Below are 19,026 nucleotides of genomic sequence, written 5' to 3' on the forward strand. Positions count from 1 at the left end.
ATTCTGGTTTGCTTCGCTGCGCTCGCAATGACGACCGAGAGAGAGCAATCCGCCTCTACGACTTGCTCTTGCCGGCAACCGCTGCCACAGGCGTCGGATTTTCCGGCTTCTGGAACATCAACAGCGGGCGGAAGATCACGCGGCCATAGGCCTCGTAGTGCTTCTGGGTCGAGACCGCCACCTTCAGCGGCGTCGCGTAATTTGCCTCGAATGTCAGGAACGACGCGTAGGTCCAGGAGAAGCCGACACCGACCGAACTCAGCTCGGTGACCCCCGGGAATGTCGAATACACCGCGCCCCAGTCGGTGAAGACGTAGGTGCCGAAACCCCTGAGCCATTGCGACCAGTTGTACTGCAGTTCGGCGTTGAAGTAATAGCCGCTGTCGCCGGACGCCGAGTTGGAGGGATAACCGCGCACGGTGGTGGGACCGCCGATCGAGAATATCTGGTCGCCCGGCAGCAGCTTCTCCTGCGTGTACTGCCAGCTCGCCAGCAAATTTGTGCTGAAATTCGCCGGCCCGGCGGCGCTGGTCGCGATCAACGAGCCGGTATAGGTGTTGAACGAGCGGTTGTTGCCGAGCACATGGTCCTGCCATTCGATATAGTTCACGGCCGGAGAGACCGTGATCGAATAGGCGTCGCCGGAATTGGTCACCGAGAAGCCTGCCGTGGCCTTGTCGTAGTGATCGTCGGTGACGGCGACGGTGGCGAAGCGGCTCACAGTCTTGCCTTCGGTCTCGGCGGCGTTGAGCAGCACCAGCCAGTTCTGCGTCACCCAGACCGGCTGGCTGAAATTGACCGCGGCCTGGCTCGAGCGGCCGGTGACGTCGAGCGAGACGAACGGTCCCTGGATGATCTTGATCTTGCCTTCGGTGTAGCTGACGCCGACGCGGCCGCCCCAGGGATTGACCGGAACGCTGTAGGCGACGTTGCCGTTGAGATTGCCGTCGGAACGCACGCCGTAGAAGGTCAGGCGGTCGTCGACGCCGAACAGGCCGTGGCGCTTGTAGAAGGCCCCGCCCTCCCAGCGTCCGGTGTTCTCGACGCCCTGGTTGTCGGTGAACAGCTGCAGGGTGTCGACCGGCGGCTCGATCACCGCGAACTGGAGGTCGGTCAGGCCGAAGCTCGTGCCGGGCTGGAGCAGCGCCTTGATCTGCACGTCGTTGGTCCGGTTGAACCAGATCACGTCGCGATTGAGTTTTGGAACGTCGAGGACCTCGCCTTCGGGCTCCTTGACACGCTGAAGGATGTAGTCGGTGCGGGTCTGCTTGTTGCCCTCGATGGTCGTCTTCTGAAGCCGGCCCTCGGTCAGCTTGACGCGGACGATGCCGCCCTTGGCATCCTGCTCGGGCAGCGTCGCGATACCCGTGACGATGCCGCGCTCGGTGTAGATGGCGTTGATGTCGGCGACGAGCTGCAACAGCGCGGCGATGTCGACGTTCTTGCCGACATATTTCTTCGCGATCTCATCGAGCTCGGCCGGCGTGATGAACTTGGACCCGCTGAACTCGACCTTGCGCAGGCGGAATTTCGGCCCGCCCGGCCTCAGGAGCTGGGACTTTTCCCGCTCGCCGCCGATCACGGCCGGCCCGTTGAGCTTGGGCGGCGCGCTCCGCTGCTCGAGCTGGCGGCGCTGCCGGTCGATGTCGTTCTGGATCACGCCGGGGTTGATCGAGGGAACTTGCGCGCGCGAGGCTGCGATGCAGCAAGCTGCAAGCCCGACCCCAAAAGCTGCCCCCCAAATCCGCATCCCGAATCCCGTTACCACGCCTGTGCGAGCCGGCCGACCGCCGGCTTCGTCGTCTCAACCGCCGCGTCCTTCCAGCCCGTGCGCCCCGCGCGCTGCCCCTGGCGGCGCAGCTTGCGCATGTCGCTCAATCCCTCGATGTTGACGGCTGGCCCGGAACCGATGGTCTCGACCGGCCGCGGCGTCAGCAGCGCGTCGAGCCGTGCCTGGCCGGAGAGACCGAGCAGGTAGAACGTGCCCCCGTCCTTCTTCGCGAGCCAGGTCTCGATGCTCTCGCTGCCCTCGCCGTCGACGGAGATGTTGCGGATCATGCTGGCGCCGGTGAAGTCGTTGCAGCAGGTGTGGGTCGGCCCGTAGTTGGTGACAGTCGCCGAGATGTCACCGGTGTAGAACACCACATAGGCGTTGCTGACATTGGCGTTGCCGACCTGGCTCATCGTGAACACGCCACCCGGTTGATAGAGCTGGAGCGTCGGCCAGTTGGACGGAGCCGGCGTACGGTTGTTGAGCAACACCTGCTGGGTCGCCGTGGTGAGCATGAGCTGACCAGGCACATAGCCGCTCAGGATCGCGACGGCCCGCGCGTCGGTCCAGAAGTTGGCGTCCACCACCCTGAACTGGTTGATGATGATGCTGTCAGGATCGATCGAGACGTTGGCCGAGGTCGCGGTGCCGCCGTTGTAGCCCGTCACGTTCATGATCAGCGGGATCTGCGGCGTCGAGCGGATCTGCTCGCCCCTGACGTTGATCGTGTCGGCCGCGAGGTCGAGCTCTTTCCGCACGCTGACGAAGCCGATGGTCAGGTCACCCGGCGAGGACAGCTTGATCGTGGAGCCGCTGATCCGGTCGAGCGAGACCGATCCCGCCGAAGCGAAGTGCGTGTCGCCGTTGGCGAAGATCGATCCACCCCGGATCGAACCGGCATCTGCGCGCAGGTCGATATCACCGGCATCCCCGGGGATGCCTGTGGTGGTGAGCTGGGCGAATACGATGTCGCCCGCGGCGTGCAGGGTCTGCGTGCCGCCGCTGACGGCGGTGCCGAGCGTGATCGCACCTGTCGTCGCGGTCATGCCGAGCGAACCGCCGACATTGAGATTGTCCCAATTGACGACGGTGCCCTGCAGCACCGCGTTGCCGGTCGACGCCGTGAGGTTATGACCGGTGTTGGTCCCTGCCGCGATCAGCCGCGCCGAGCCGTTGGCCGAGACCGAGCCGAGTGTCGGCACGCCGCCCGCCATCACTGTCTGCGCCAGGATGAAGCCGTTGTCGGCAGTGACGGTGACGTTGCCGATGTCGCCGCTATTGCCAGTGGCCGCCAGCGCCTTGAACGTGACGTTCTGGCTGGCGTGGACCGTCTGCGAGCCGCTGGTGTCGGCGGTTCCAATGACGATGCTGCCGTTGTTGGTAACGGCGCTGAAGAAGCCGCTCGCCCCGGTTGCCGTGCCCGCCAGCACCTGATCGAGCGTCAGCTCGCCTGTGCCGACGATGTCCACGCTGCCCTTTATCGCGGACAGCAGGCTCGCCTCGGTGTCGGTCAGAGCCTTCAGATAGATGTCGCCATCGCTCGTGCTTGCCGACAGCCGCGCAGCGTTGAAGTCGTACCGGCTCGTCGCGCTGCCGATGCCGTTCGATGCGCTCAACGAAACTTCGGCGCCCGCGCCGGACGCTACGAACTTGGTCTGGCCGTCGCCATTGTCGATGATCGCTCCGAGCGAGGCGACGCCACCGGCAGTGACGATGATCGAGGGCGCGTTCGAAGCCGCCGCATAGGACAGCGACGAATTCAGCTGGCCGATCGTCGCATCGCCCGTGGTGGTCACCGAGATCACGCCGGCCGCGTTGATGGCCGAATAGGTGCCCATCGACAGCGTCGCGGCGACCAGCGTCATACCGTCGGAGCTGCTGGTCGCAACCACCGGCGCTGCGCTGGAGCCGGCGGCGAAGGTCAAACCGCGGTTGGCGAGCAGTTGCATCAGGCCGTCGCTGGTGATGTCGGCATTGATGGTGAGCGCACCGCGCGGCACGTTCAACGTCAGTGCGCCGCCGGCCGTCACCGTCCCGTAGGCGCCGCTCGCGCCGATCACGAGATCGCCGGTGACCGCCAGGATGCTGAGATCGCCGAACGCCGAGCCGGTTACGCTGCCCGAGATATTCACCTGCAAGGGCTGGAAGATGGAGCCATTGAAGCCGATGTTGCCGCCGGCGCGCAGATCAAGGTCGGTGCCCAGGATATGGATCGCCGAACGGTCCGTGAAGCCGGCTTCGGCGTAGATGCTGCCGCTCGCCGCGAGCTGGATCGCATTGCCGGCGGAGATATTGCCGAGGATGAGATCGCCGGTGGTCTGCTTCACATAAATGCCCTGAGCGGACGAGACCTGGTCGAGCTGGTCGTTGGCCGGGTCGGCGAAGGCGATCTGGATCGCGTTCGCGTTGGTCGCGGGATTGCTTCCGGCTGCCCCTGAGGCGCCGACATTGCCATGCTCGGCGATCAGGGTCAGGTTGCCGATATCGCCTGATATCACCGGAGTGCCGGTCACGCCGGCGGCGGCGCTGATGCTGGTTACAGCGTCGAGCTTGACGTCGCCGCGGCCGGTGACCTCGATGCCGTTGGCCTGTGCGGCCGCGATCGGGCCATAGTTCGCGGTGATGCCGCCGAGCGTGAGGCTGTTCTTGCTGCCGAGATACACATTCGTCAGCGCCTTGGCCGAGATCGCGATCGGATTGTCGACAACGACGAGGTTCTGCTGCGACAAACTGACCGTATAGGTCACGACATGGGTCGTCGGGTCGGTGGTCGCGCCGACGGTGAGCTGGCCGGGACCCGCCGTCGCGAGCAATCCCCTCTGCTCCGGCGACAGCGCCGAGGAATCGACGCTGGTGAAGTTGAAAGTCTGGGGCGCGGCCGAATTGCCGACCGAGCCGCGCGGCGCGTAGAGCATGATCTGGTTCGCGCTGACATTGGCAACGACGTTCTCGTCGATCGGCGGCGGTGCGGCGCCGACGGCCGACGAGGACACAGTGTAGGCGAGCTGGCTCTGCGTCCACTGCGCGCCGGCGGTGATGATGCCGTAGACCCGCTCGGTCGATGCGAGCGTGTAGGCGTAGCCCGCATTGTAGGAGTTCAGCGCTGTCTGCAGCGCCGTGTTGCTCGGCATGCGCTGATTGGCCGTGGAGACGCCGTCGAACAGCTTCGTGAACAACGCCGACGACAGCGAGCTGCCGAACACGGCCCCCAGCGGATCTGCGGGGGCGGTGCCAAGCAGTGCCGTCAGCGAGCTCTTGAGCTCGTCGGTGGTGATCTTGCCGAGCAGGAACTGGTCCCTCAGGAACCGCGTGGTGGCCTCGACTTTCATGTCCATCGTCGAGACGTTGACCGGATCGATGCCGAGCTTGGCAGCCACTTGCGCCCGAAGCACCGTCAGGCCCACCGAGGTCGGGTTGTAGGTGCTGCCGTTCGCGAAGGCGATGTTCTTGAGCTGGAAGTAGTCGTTATAGGCCGACGTCACCATTGACTGGTAGCTGTTGACGGCGTTGGTGGCGGCGTTGCCGCTGAGCAGGTCGAGGCTGGCCCAGACGTCCTGGAGATGCTGGCTCTGCGCCTGGGTGAGACCCACCGCTGCCCGGCCGTTCAGGATGTTGGCCTGATTGCCGTCGGAGCCGGCCGCCTCCAGGAACACCGGGCCGCCGCTCGACTGGACCGTGCCGAGGCGCAAATCGCCCTTGGACTGGACGATGTAGGTGCCGGTGGCCGAGGCGCTGTCGAGAACGCCGCCATCGACGCTGCCGCCGGCCTGCGCGGTGCCCGTCGCCTGGATCACCAGCGGATTGATGTTGGTCAGGGTAGACGCGCCATTGACGACGCTGCTCGTCGCGCCGATCGCGCCGGCGGTGGAGTCGATCTCGACGTTCTTGCCGGTCACGACGGGGTTGGCGCCGTTGTAGGGGGACGCCGAGTTGATGTCGCCGGTCGCCGAGATAGAGACGCTGCCCTGCGGCGGCGCGCTGCCTGCCGAATTCACTTTCACCTGGTTGATCGAAAGCGAGCCGATGGCCGCGATCGCGATGTCGTGGTCGATCGAACTAGCCGTCAGGCTGCCGCCATAGACCTGCACCTGGACGGGAACACCGTTCGCGCCGATCGTGCCGATACCGCCATCCGCCGAGAGAATCACGCTCCTGCCCGATATCATCGGGTTGTTCGCGTCCGCGCCGGAGGTGACGGCCGAATTGGCTCCGGTGGCGCTGACCGTCGTCGTGCCCGAGAGGTTGTTGATCGGACCGTTGACGACGATGCCGGAGTTCGAAGTGACCGAAACCGTGCTGTTGCCGCCGCCGCTGAACGAGATGTTGATCGGGTTCGACGCCTTGACCGTATTCGTCAGCGTCAGGGTCAGGTGATCGTAGATCTCCTGGTACCAATTGTATTGGCCGTCCGCGCCGCAGCACTTCTCGGGATGGGTGCCGCCGCCGCCGCTGTGATAGCCGCCGGTCGCGGTGACGACTTCCTGGAAGTTGCTGCTTTGCAATTGGCCGGTGTTGCCGCCGCCGCCCGTGGCCTGCATCACATTCGAAACCAGGCTGATCGTGCGGGTCCAGTTCTGCCCGGTGGTCGCATTGGGCGTGTAATGCCAGCCGTAGTCGAACTGCGTCGAGTCCGTCGGACGATCGAGCGTGGCCGTATCGACCCACTGGTAATACATGTTTGCTTTTGGCGCGTACTGGATGCCTGCCGTGCCGCTGAGGCCGGTCAGCATCGAGTCGGTGTACTGGCTCGCATTGACGCCGCTCGTCCGATACGTCGACACCTGCTGGCTGCCCGCAGCGGAAGGATTGTAGACGTACCACGTCGTCTGCTGCTGGAGCTGATCGACGATCTCGATCACGCTCGGCGCGCTGACGCCGGTATTGATGGTGTTGGTGACGAGCTGGAGCCCGGTTGAGTTGTTGACCGTGATCGAGCCGGCGCCGCCTTTGACCGCGATAGTGCCCTGGGAAACTCCATCCTGGGTCGAGGTCGAGATGATCTTTCCGTTCAAATAGACGTAGCCGCCCGAGCCCTGCACCACGCCGTTCACCATGATCTGGTCGGTGAGAGCGTTGTACTTCACCCCGATCTTGATGTCGCTGGCGGCCTCCGTCGTCGCAGAGGCCGTGATGTCGTAATAGCTGCCGTTCCGCGCGTTGGCCTGGGCCTGGGCAAAGTCCGCGCCATTGTTGCTGGTCTTGAGGGTGTTGATAGCGGTCAACGCGGCGCCGCCGATATCGACCGAGTAATCGCTGCTCGTGCCGCTCTGGATGGTGCCGTTGATGTTGATGACGCCAGCCGAGATGATGATCGCCTTGCCGAAGATGAAAGGCGCGTTAGCTGGCGTTTGGTACCCCGCGGTCGCGGTCGAGCTATTGTTCGAGGACGAGTTCGATTGCGCGGTCCTCGGCGTGATCACGTCGGGCTGGATATTGACGACCTGGAAGTAGGCAGAACACCCCGCGCAATTGAATGGCGAGTAGAACGTGGACGTGTGGTTGGTGGTGGTGGTGTTGCCCTGGGAATCTGTCGAGGTCGTGGTGTAATCGTAGGTCGTGTTGCTGTAGACGCCCTGGCCGGTATAGGTATCCCGCTCCCACGGCGCGGTGGAGATGGTCTGAACCGTCGGCCCTTCCATGATCGCGAGCGTAGCGGCGTTAGGCACGCTGCCGGCGTTGGGATTACCGTTGCCCGGCGCACCCTGGCCCATCGGCAGGAAGATCGCCGAATAGAGCGACAGGCCGTCGTAGTACAGATCCAGCATGCGCGCGGTGAAGATCGTGCTGCTGCTCGCCGTTTGCTGAACGCCGGTATTGCCGTCGACGCAGCAATAGTAGGAATATGGGTGGCCGCCGCCCGCGCCGATATGCGGGCTGGTCGCGTAGTCGCCATAGGCGCCGAGATAGGTCGCCGCCGCCATGACCGCCGTCAGCGTGTCATCGTCAGCCGGCTTGAATTCGACACCCGCCCATTGCGAGAGAACATCGTGGTTGGAGGTGTAGAAGCTGCCAAGGCCGCCCAGGAAGACGAACGAGCCGTTGGGCGCCACCATCTGGACGGTCGCGGCATTGAGCGACTGCGACGCGACGATGCTGCCGAGATTGTTAGTGATCTTGAGCAGGCCGTTCTCGTTATTGACGGCGCCGTCGAAGTAGATGTCGGGCGTGCGGGTCAGCTGGTTGCCGTTCTGGTCGACGCCGAGCCCGCTGAAGGGATCCAGGCGGTTGTAAGTGGCCGAGATGTCGATGATCGGCGTCGCGCTCGGTGTGGCGGTGAAGGTCACATTGGAGTGCGAATCCGGGTCGACATGGTCGATCTGGCGATAAGTGATGTTTCCTCCGGTCACATTGGTGACCGTGAGGTTGGCCAGGTCGATGAAGTCGAGGCCCTTGTTCTCGATCTTGATCATCGGCGAGCTGCGCGCGATGACCGCGGGCGCCGCGGGGTTCGTGCCGCTGTTTCCAGTCAGCTTCTGCGCCAGGATCGAGACGTTGCCGGCGGATACCAGCATGTCGCCGAATGCGAAGGCGTTGCCGGGGGAGTCGGAGGTATACGGCGCCTGCTGGATCAATGTGTTGATCTGGCGCTGGATGTCGCCGGTCGGATCGGTGCCGGACGGCGACATCGTCGCTGGCGCCGCGGGCGTCGCCGCCGCGAGCTGCGAGCGGATTTGCGTCTCGGTCAGGCCGGTCAGCGTGACGAGCTGGTTGACGACGTTCTGGTAGGGATTGAAGCCGCCGACGATGGTGTACTGGACCACCTGATGGTTCCAGCTCATCATCGGGTTGAAGTGATCGACGTCGGCGACATATTCGAGGGTGGGTGTCGACGAACCGCCGGACAGCAGTGACGAGTAAGCACTCGTCGTGCTCGCGGTCGGCGCACTCGCACCGATGTCGATCGTGATTGTGATATCGTTGTTGATGCCCGCCACCACCAGGCCATTGAGCGCGACATCGCCGGTTCCGCTGGTGTGGCTGTGGTTGTCGCTGTTCTTGGCGCTGAAGATGTCCAGATACGGATTGTAGTTGCTGCCGTTGCCGGAGGCCGTGACCTGACCCTGGGTCGCTCCCAGGGCAATGTTCTGTACGCCGAGCACGCTCGAGGTGTTGGCGAGTGTCAGGCTCGTGGTGTCGCCGGCATTGGCCGTGCCGCGGTAGAGCGCGGAGATCGGAACGGCGGTGTTGTTGTAGACCACCGTCGTCGCGGTTGCCTGCACGCTGCTGAAGGTGATGGTATCGCCCGACATGCCGGCATAGATGTTGATCTGGCCCCAGGCCTCGACCTTGGCGTGGTCGCCGACATTGACGGCCTGGTCCGCGTGGACCCAGCTGTTGGTGCTGGCACCGACGCCGGCGATCGCGCCGTAGAGACTGGCGTTGGCATTGTTGGCCGCCGCCATCTTCGCAGCCGTGCCGATATAGATCTTGCCGACGCTGAACAGCTCGCGGGCATTGATGTTGACCGCAAGCGTGGCGTTCGCCGTCATGTTGGATTCGGCGCCGCCACCGGCGAAGAAGCTGGCCGTGGCCAGGCTCGCCGTGTCGTTGGTGTTCAGCGTGTTGTAGGCCTCGATGTTGATCACCGCCGCCGAGGTCCGCGGATCGCCGTTCAGGCTCAGGACCGTGCCGGCGCCGATATTGGTGGTGACCGTCTGGGTGACGTGGGAGTCGCTGAGCGCGGCAGCGCCCGAGAACGAGCCGCCGGAGCCCGACCGCGCGCCGCCGCCGGCCTGGTTGACGATGTCGTTGGAGATGACGACCATGTCGCCGCCGGCCGAGTTGATGATCAGATGCGTTCCGATCTCGGCAGTGGTGGTCGAGTCGACGTCGTTCTGCGCGTTGCCGGCGGAGACGCCGGCCGTGGACGCCTGATAGGCGTCGCCGCTGGCGGCATAATTCGTGGTGTGCTTGGCCTGGATATTGAGACCGCCGAAATAGAGCGTGTCATCCGTCGCGCCACCGTCGAACCGCGCATCGGTCACGGCGGTCGAACTCGTCGTCGCGACCGCCGCGGCGCCGGCGTAAGTGCCGCCCGCGCCGACCGTTGCGCTGGAGACGTTGGTATCCTTGCCGGTGGCCGTGATCTGCAGGATGCCGGTGTAGTCGGTGTGATTGAGATGGGTCGCGTCCATATCCGCGGGCGCCCCCAGATAGGCGTAGGTATGCGCGCTCGACGACGTCTGGGCGACGGTCGCACCCAGTGCCAGGAACCCGGTCGAAAGGCCGGTCGCCTGGGCGTATTGGCTGCTGTCGCTTTCAGCCGCAATGACCACATCGCCGTTGGGAAGCGTAATCCCGGTTCCGCCGTACGCGCTGACCGTCGCGTTCTCGGAAGCCATGGCCAAACTGCCCTGCGCGCCGATCAGCGAGCCGCCGCCCCCTGCGAGCGCCCAGGCGTAGGTCGTCGTGCCGCTGGTCGGAACCAGCGCCATGGCGGTCACGGCGAGCGCACCGCCCGAGAAGTCGGCATTGTCGCCGACATCGGCCGTGACCGTGGCTCCGACCGTAGACTTGGCGACGGCCACGCCGACCGCGCCGCCGCCGACCGAGACGCCGATCGCGCTGCTCGACAGATTGGGCATGATCGACGCGGTCACCAGCGTGCCGACGCCGGTCGCGGACGTGGTGATCGAGGCGCCCGATCCGATCTCGGCCAGTACGGACGAGTTCTCGTGCGCCTCTGCGTCCGCACCAACGCCGGCGACGATACCGCCGCCGAGTGCGGTTGACGTCGTGGTCATGGTGCCGGCGCCGGATGCACCGACCGCCAGCGTCGAGGCATTGACGGTGGTGTCGTCCAGAACCTTCGCCGCGACCGAGCTCGATCGTCCCGCGGTGGCGACGGAAGCGCCGACGGCCACGGCGCCGCCGGTGACGCCGCCGGTGAAGACGACCTGGGTCGAGGAGTCCTGCGCCATGACGGCGACGCCGGTGCCGCCGGTGCCGGTGACCTGGCCGCCGAGCTGTGCCGTCACGGTGTTGGCAACGTTACCGACCGCCACGGCCGCGTCCGCGCCGAAGTAAAGCGCCGCGCCGCCTGCGATCGCCTCGGTGTCGATGGTCTTGCCGGCATAAGGCCCGGTGCTGGCGTCCTTGACGACCGCCGCGACGCTGACGGAGGGCGCGGACACGACCGCGCTCAGATTGGCCAGCACGCTGCTGTCGACGCTGGTGTAGCCGATGCCGGCACCGATGCCGACGTTCTTTGCGAAGCCGGCGCCGAGCAGGTACATCTTGGCCGCATTGGCGCTGGTGGCGGCGACATGGACCTCAGAACCCGTGACGTTGCCGCCCGCGATCTGCGCGGTGACGCCGTCATTGCCGCCCGTGAGCACGCTGCTGACGTCGTAGGTCGACGTCACATTGGCATTGTTCGGATTGCCAGCTGTGCCGCTCGCGACCGCGTTGCTGCCGTGCGAGGAATTGGTGCCGGCGTTTACTGACGCGATGGTGCCGTTGCCGCCCTGGTTGAGCTGGCCGGTCTGCTCGCCCTGCGTATCCGGATCGGCCGTGTTGGTGCCGATGATGATGACGCCGACGGTCGCACCGATGCCGACGCTGCCGCCGATGCCGGCGGTGACCGCGTAGGACAGCACTTCCTTGGTGCTGAGCGCGCCGACATTGATCGCACCGGACGAGTTCAGATTGCTGTTGCGGCTTTCGGCAGTGGTCTGGCTCTTGAACACGATGACATTGGCGGCCGCTCCGACGCCGACGCCGCCTCCGCTGGCACCGATCGCGAGCGCGCCGGCGATCTCCTTGATCGCGACGTCCTCGTTCGCGTTGATGGTGACCGCGCCGGCGGCCCCGCCGGTGACCGATTGCAGGGTCGTGTCGTAGACGCCGGCGATGGTGGTGTTGCTGGCGATCTCGATGTTGGCCATACCGGCGATCGCGGCCGTCCCGGTCGAGAGCGCGCCGCCGACCGCATAGGCCTCGAAGCGGTTCTTCGTGTTGGCCTCGACGTCGAGCGCGCCGCTCAGATTGAGCGCGGTCGTATGCGCGGCGCCGTTGCCCTGATAGTGGAACTCGTCACCGACATACGCCTCGGTCCGGTTTGATGACACCTGGACCAGGAACGCCGCGCCGATCGCGGCCTGGCTGCCATAGGCGCCGGAGCCATTCGCGGAGAAGATGCCGGTGTTGTTGTTGGCGTTTACCGTGAGTGACGCCGCCGTCAGCGCGCCGCCATCGACATAGGCTTCCGTCGTTGCCTGGAAGACGTTCAGCCCGACCGAGCCGGTGTTGAATCCGATCGCGATCGAGGACGCGTCCTGCTCGGCATTGGCCTTCACGGTGACGGCGCCGACCGTCGGGCTCGACGAGGACACGCCGCCGACAGTGGAATTGGTAATGTAGGCGCGCGTGTCGCGTGACATCGTCGTGCTGATGATGGTGGCGCCGCCGCCGCCGCTACCGGTGGGCGGCACGATGCCGACGCCCAACGCGCCGGAATAGGAGAAGCTCGAGGCGGCGACCTCGATCTGCGGCGCCAGCGTCGACGAGGTCAGGCGGGAGTCGATGGCTGCGCTGTCGATATAGGCCCGGGTCGCTCCGCTCATCACATTGGTGATCGGGTTGATCATGATCGCAATGCCGCTGCTTGCGGCGAGCGACGCCACGTTGGTCACGACCGCCTGGTGCGAGCTCGCGACGACGGCAAGGCCGCGCACCGTGTCCTGGTTCTCGGAGAGGTCCGGCGTGTTGTCGCTCGGCGTCTGTGCGGCGCCGAGATCGAAGGCATGAACGAGCGTGCCGTTGTTGACCGACAGCGTATCGGTCGCGCTGGTTCCGCGCGCATCGACCTTGGTGTTCGTCCCGCTGATATAGGCCGCGGTGGTTCCGGTAATCTGACTGGTCACCAGCGAGCCCGCGGCGCCGCCCGCGCCCTTGCTGATCGACACGGCGCCGGCAAATACCGCCGCCTTGTCGTTGTTGCCGGCGATCACGGCAACGTTGTTGTTCGCGGTCACATCGGCGCCGTTGATACCGTTGGTGCCGGCAGCGGTGATGCCGGCGGTGACGTTGGTTCCCAGCAGATTGGTGGCGACCGAACCGGCCAGGCCGACCTGCGAGGACATCGCGATACCGACGGCAACGGTCGAGATGCTGGCGTTCGAGTTCGCGCTGACGGCGAGATTGCCCGAGGCGGTCAGCTTGGAGCCGGTGACTCCGGCGCCGACATTGTTGGCGATGCTGCTGTAGACGAGCGCGAGACCAGCAGCGCTGCCCTGCGTCGAGGCGCCCGCGATAGCGGCCGTTCCGGTGATGCTGGAATTGTCGCTCGCACTGACGGAGATGTTGGAGGCCGTCACGGTCGATTGCGTCGTGTCGGACTGACTGTTTCCGATAGCCGCCGAAACGGTATTGGCGATCGAGCTGATCGTCATGCCGCCGACGCCGGCAAACTGGCTGGTCGCCAGGCCGAATCCGATTGTGACCGACTGGATCTTCGTGGTGTCGACAGCATTCACACTGACCCTGCCGAGGGCCGACATCCGGACGTTGGCGATATAGGCCGAATGCGTCGTCGCGATGGTATCGTACACCATCGAGGCGCCGACATTGTTCTTGCCGGCCTGGATGGTGCCCGCAACGGAGATGATGCTGGCGCCCGGACCGTTACCCATGCCATCGTTGAGCGCCGCCGCGCTGAAATCGATGCAGTTCTGCGTGCCATTGCCGGCGGCGGCCGTGCACGTGTCCGATGCGAGATGATTATTGTTCGACTTCTTGACGAGATTTCCGAGCGCGGTATCGAGGTCCGACACAGCGCCGCTGTCCGCCAGCACCGTCACGCGCCCGACGTTGATGTTCACAGTCGAGCTGCTGTTGATATAGGCCGTCGTCGTGGGCGTAACCTCGTCGACGACGATCGCACCGGTAAGCCCGTTGGCCCCTGCCCCGCCCGTGGCCGCACCGGCGGCAATGACGCTGGCGCTGTCGGCCAGCACCAGCAGGCTGTCATAGTTCGAGATCGACGTGCTGCGGATATGCGCGTCAGTGGCATTGCCGCCCGTGGGATCGGCAATCGACGCGTAAGTCAGCCCGATGCCGACACCGGCCTTACCGCCGGACACATAGAGCGAGCCGCCGCCGATTGCGATGCTCGTGGTCTGATAGGCGTCGACCTCGATCGCGCGATTGGTCCCCGTCGCGTAGCCCGTGATGGTCGAGCTCTCGATGTAGGCGTTGGCGCTGTCCGTCATGATGCCGACCGACCCCGACAGCGCGGCCGCATTGGCTGACGTCCCGCCCGCAACCCCGATGGCGACGACGGTTTCCGACCCGCCATTGAGCGCCTGCACCGTCACAGACGTCTGGTTCTGCATCGTGGTGCCGTAGATATAGGCGAGCGTGGCATTGCTGGACATCGCAGCCGCAATGGCGGCGCCGACGGCGGCTCCCTGAGCCGACGAGCCCGACATGTTGGCCGCGGCGGAGCCGGAGCCGTTGCTGAGGATCGTGTCGTTGAGCGCCTGCACGATCGTGCCCGTGTTCGCCGCGGTCGCCGTGGTGAATTTATTGACCGACGTATTCCTTATATAAGCACTGGTTCCGAGCGAGACGTCGCTCACCGACGAACTACCCGCGAGGTCCATGGTGAAGCCGTTCGTGCTCGATCCGGAGCTCGAGCTGATCTTGTTTGCAGCCAGCGCAATTCCGGCCGGCCCGCCGGTCGCGGCGGCGCTGGCGGCGCCCGCCTTGTCGGCGAAGCTGGACAATGAGGGCTCGGTAATCGAAGCCGCGACGGCCGCTGACGTGATCCGGCCTGAGGTGGTGGCGCTGATCGTGAGGTTGTCGACGTTGACCGAACCGCTTCCGCCGCTGTTGCCGGCAAACGGATCGTCGGTGCTGAACGGCCCGGGCCGGATGTCGGAATGGTTGTCGCCGATATAGGCGGACGTATCCATATTCGCGCCCAGATAGGCAACGGACAATCCAACCGCCGAGCCGCCGCCAACATTGACCGCACCGGCGATCGTCACGACCGACAGGTCCTGTTGCGCCAGGATGTTGAGCGTCGGAGAAAAGACGCTGGCCTGGCTGGAGATCGAGGCGTGCGTCGTGTTGTTGAGGAAGCCGAGCGAGGTGATGCCGTTCAGCGCCAGCGCGCCGGCCGCCTTTCCGGACGACGGCGCCACCGCGACAAACTGGTCCGAGGTGATCGCGTTGACGGCGATGTCGTCCGCCGCCCGCAGCGTCGCCTGGTCGGAAACGCCGGCGATCGTGCTGGTGTTGAACTGGACGAAATTGAGCGAGCCGCCCACCGAGGAGCCGCCGGACGTGTTGCCGGGCAGGAAGCCGAGCGTGCCGACATTGCCGGCGGCGTCGATCGAGGCCGTCGTCGTCGTCGCCGCGATCTGGATGCTGGCGTCGTAGGCGTGGACGTCGCCGTTGTTCACCGTCGCGGACCAGCTGCTGCCGCAAGCCGCCGTCGTGCATGTCGCGGTCAGGCTGGCACTGCTGGCCACCCACGCCGTGGTGTTGTTGTCCACGACGAAATGGTTCACCGAGCCGGCGACGGCGGCGGTATCGCCGGCGTCGGCCGTGGCGTTGGCATAACTGGTCAGGATGTTGCCGCCGACGCCGAGATTGCCGTTGAGGTGGCTGAGAACCTCGGTCAATCCGTCCCACTTCAGCCAGGTATTGGTGATCGGCATCCAGGTGCTGGCGTCGACCGCGATGTTGGCTGCGTTGATCACGGTGCCGCCGCCGATATAGGCGTTTGAATTGTGGTTGAAATTGCCCCAGGCGACCGCGGCGCTGATCGCAACCCCCTCGCCGGTTGATGCGTTCGACGTGATCGCAGCAGCCGTCGCGTTGCTCCGCACGCCCCGGTCGATGAGAGTGCTGACGACGGCGACGTTGCCGTTGATATAGAGGCTGGGTGTGCCACCGCTTGGATTTTGCCCGATCGATGCGGTCGCGTTTTCGGTGCTGTTGGCCAGCGACAGCGCGGCGGCAACCTTCAAATCGAAGTTCACCGGAAAGAGCGGGACCATCTGCTGGGCGATCAGCGGACTAAGGGTTGGCGAGGAAACCATGAACTCCTGGATAGCGCCGATCAGGGCCGGCGTACCGACGATGGTCGAGGCCATGGTCGAGTTGCTCGTGGTGTTCGACGTCGCCTCGACCGTCACGGAGCCGTTCATCCTGGAGGAGGCGCTGGCGCCAAGCGACGAGCCGAGCTTCGCGGTCGCGGAGGTGGTGACGTCGCTGATGGCAAGCGCGCCGCCGATCCCGCCGCTCGCATTCGGCGTGCTCAGCGCAACCGACGTGGCACCGGTCGAGAAAGAGTTGTTGTTGATCGCACGCAGCGTCAGCGAATTGCCGGATGCAATCACGGTGCCGACGGAAAGGTTTGCACCGGTCGCGACGTTCGCCGTGGTCGAGACCGAGCCGGTAGAATAGGCAACGGTCTCGATGAATTGCGCGCTGGAGGTCGCCGCGACCGCAGTCACGTTCAGCGTGGCGTCGTTGGTGGCGTGGATGGCGAGGTTGCCGCCCGCGCTGATCGTGGCGCCGGAGGCCACGTTGGTCGTGACGTTACCGTCGAGCTTGCCGACGACCGCGGCGGCGCCGATCGGCGAGCCGCCGAGCAAGGTGCTCGCGATCGCCGGATCCTGCGCCGTCTCCGAGCCATGCGAGGCGATCATGATATTGCCGGCGCCGTTGATGTTGGCGTTGCCGTTGATGTTGACCGTCGCCGTGGCGCTCGCGGCCACATAGCCGCCGTTGATGCCGAGAAGCGAGGCCGCAAGCGTGGTGCCCACCAGCGTGAAGAGGCCGGGGACCGAGCTCGTGAAGCTGGACGTCGCGATCGACGTCGCGCCGATCGAAATGTCGCCGCCGGTGATCTGGCCGTCGACCGTGATCCCTGTGGTCGCGGTGGCCTGGCCCGACAGCCTGGTGTCGCTCGCCGTCGCCGTCAGCGTGACGTTGCCGTTGGTGTAGTGGGAGCCACCGAAATCGACCACCTGGGCTAGAATCCTGGCGCCGCTCGAAATGGTGATATTCGGCGCGTCGATGGTGACGTTGTTGGCATTGCCTGTCGAATGACCATTGGCATCGAGCCGTCGGGCATCGACCAGCGCATGCGCCAGCATCGTGATCGAATTGTCGGCCTGGACCAGATAGGTGGCGCCGGCGCTCAGCGCCGCAATGGCGTTGGCGACCGAGCTGTTCGACAGCGTCACGCCGGTGTCGCCCTGGCTTGCGTCACCGATGACCACATCGGTCGGGTCGATCAGCAGCGTGCCAGCCCGGCCGGCCGGTGCGCTGAGGTTGATGGTAACCCCGCTGCCGACGTCGATGACGCCGTTTCCGCTCAGCTCGACCAGGCCCGCATTGCCCATCTTCGAGCTGGCATTGAACTTCGCGCCACTCCTGACGGTTACGTCGTTGACGGCCTTGACGAGAACGCCGCCGGCATCTCCCGTCCTGCTCGCCGTGCTCAGCCTGGCGTTCTTGCCGAGGTCGATGTTGTTGCCGGCCTGCACCGTAATGTTGCTCGGCGTCGAGGTCTTGCTGCGAGCGGTCAGGCGCCCGTTGATCCTGGCGTTGTTGACCGCGCCGATATGGATCGAGCCGTTGCTCACGGTGATGGCGCTGGCGCTGCGCAGGCCCTTGGAATTGACCGAGGCTGCGAACTTCGCGGCGTGATCGAGATTGGCGATGTCGCGCTGGCTGGCACCGCCGACGAAGACGTTCTGCCCGGTCAGGCGCACGCCGTCGATGGCGTTGACCCGGCCGTAGATGCGGATGTTGCCGTCCGGCGAGACCGGGAACGAGCCCGCCATCAGATGGCCGACGGCAGAGCCGTTGATCTGCCCCTGCGCACCGATCAGGCTGTCGGTGAACTCCCGCGTCGGCGTCGAGACGTTGAGGCTGCCGACGTTCACGGTGCCGCTGCGGCCGACCACGAAACCCTTGGGATCGGCGAAATAGACGTTACCGCCGATCGCACCATTCATGTACGAATTGAGCGTGCCGTTGACGTAGACCGGCGCGTCGCGAACGATGTTGACGAGGTTCCGCGTCCCGGTCGGCAGTTGCAGATTGACGGTGTTGCCCTGCCCGACGCTGAACTGCGAGAACGAGTTGAAGGCGTTGTTGCCCGAGACCGTCGAGGTCGTGACGTTGGTGACGCTGCCGGAGGTCTGAAGGCTGGTCCCGGTGCGGCCATCGGGTGTGATCACGTTCGCCGTCTGTGCCTGGAGGCGCACGCTGAACACCGGCAGGAAGACCATCTGCAGCGCGCAGAGCAGTGACATCGAACGGAAGCGCGCAAGCCCCCGCAGCGTCAGCTCGGCATTGTCTCGCCTCGCAGATGGCCTGCGCATTTCAGATCCTCGTCATCGGCATTGGCGCCGATCCACAACCGGGTGGGAGAATGTCGTGCGGCTGTCCGGCATCAGAACTGGCCGGGCGGCAGCTTGAAGATGTCGGGGCTCTTGGCGTCGGCCACGTAGAACAGCAGCAGGCTGGTCGGCGTCAGCACACGCTGGTTGTTCTCCTTGTTCTCGAACGTGCCCTGGAGCAGGAGGATCACCGAGCGGTCCCTGGGGTCGCTGCCGCGGAACATCACGATGCCGCCGTTGACGGGCATGTTGACCGCGATGGAGTCGGGCTTGAATCCCTCGCTGAGGAAATGGGCGCGCAGGATGTTGGCGTTGGAGAACAGCTTCTCCGGCGTCATCGCCGCGTCGGTGCCCTTCGACCAGACGACGCCGACCTGGATCAGCGATTTCGACTTGTAGCCGAACACGTAGGAGAGTTCGGCGGTGCCACCGTTCGGCAGCAGGTCGGGCGCTGAATAAAGCAGGCTGTGCGTCAATTCCGAGGCATTGTCCTGTGCCTTGACCGCGTCGGGCTTGGCGCCGAAATCCTTGGACATCGCCGCGCGCACGTCGGCCTCGTTCATGCCGAACTTGGCGGAACGGAAACCGTCGATCGCCTTGATCTTGTCGTCTGCGGCCGCTGTCTCGGCGGCGGCTGCCGACGTCGCGCCGGCGGCAGTGGGTGCAGTACCGGCTGCGGCAGCTTTCGGCGCCGGCGCGGCTTTCTGCTTCGGCACGGCGCCCTGGGCCGCAAGGGGCCCGGCTGCAACGGAGGTGAGCAGACCAACGAGGGCCGGAACGAGATAGATCTTGCGCATTGAAAACCTTCGAAACAACTTGAAACAGCGCTTCAAAAATCGGCAGCTACGAAATCGACTTCTCCGGACCGACCTCGCAACCCAAGCGGAA

General features: G+C 65.2%; 3 protein-coding genes. All 3 read right to left on the reverse strand.

The window, feature by feature from the left end; genetic code table 11:
• Positions 1 to 55: 55 nt before the first annotated feature.
• The 3 genes from OC450_RS08735 to OC450_RS08745 all read right to left on the reverse strand — a co-directional run bounded on the left by OC450_RS08735 (position 56) and on the right by OC450_RS08745 (position 18,935).
• Positions 56 to 1,750, reverse strand: coding sequence for a ShlB/FhaC/HecB family hemolysin secretion/activation protein (locus OC450_RS08735; RefSeq protein ID WP_262047685.1), 1,695 nt, complete (start codon positions 1,748 to 1,750; stop codon positions 56 to 58).
• Positions 1,751 to 1,761: 11 nt separating this feature from the next.
• On the reverse strand, positions 1,762 to 18,120 hold the full coding sequence (locus OC450_RS08740) for a leukotoxin LktA family filamentous adhesin (protein WP_262047686.1): 16,359 nt from the start codon (positions 18,118 to 18,120) through the stop codon (positions 1,762 to 1,764).
• A gap of 71 nt (positions 18,121 to 18,191) precedes the next feature.
• Positions 18,192 to 18,935 carry a hypothetical protein gene (locus tag OC450_RS08745; protein ID WP_211383054.1) on the reverse strand — a complete coding sequence of 248 codons (744 nt, stop codon included), beginning with the start codon at positions 18,933 to 18,935 and terminating at the stop codon, positions 18,192 to 18,194.
• Between the last annotated feature and the right edge of the window lie 91 nt (positions 18,936 to 19,026).

The organism is Bradyrhizobium sp. Bra78 (assembly GCF_024519855.1).
GTDB lineage: Bacteria > Pseudomonadota > Alphaproteobacteria > Rhizobiales > Xanthobacteraceae > Bradyrhizobium > Bradyrhizobium japonicum_G.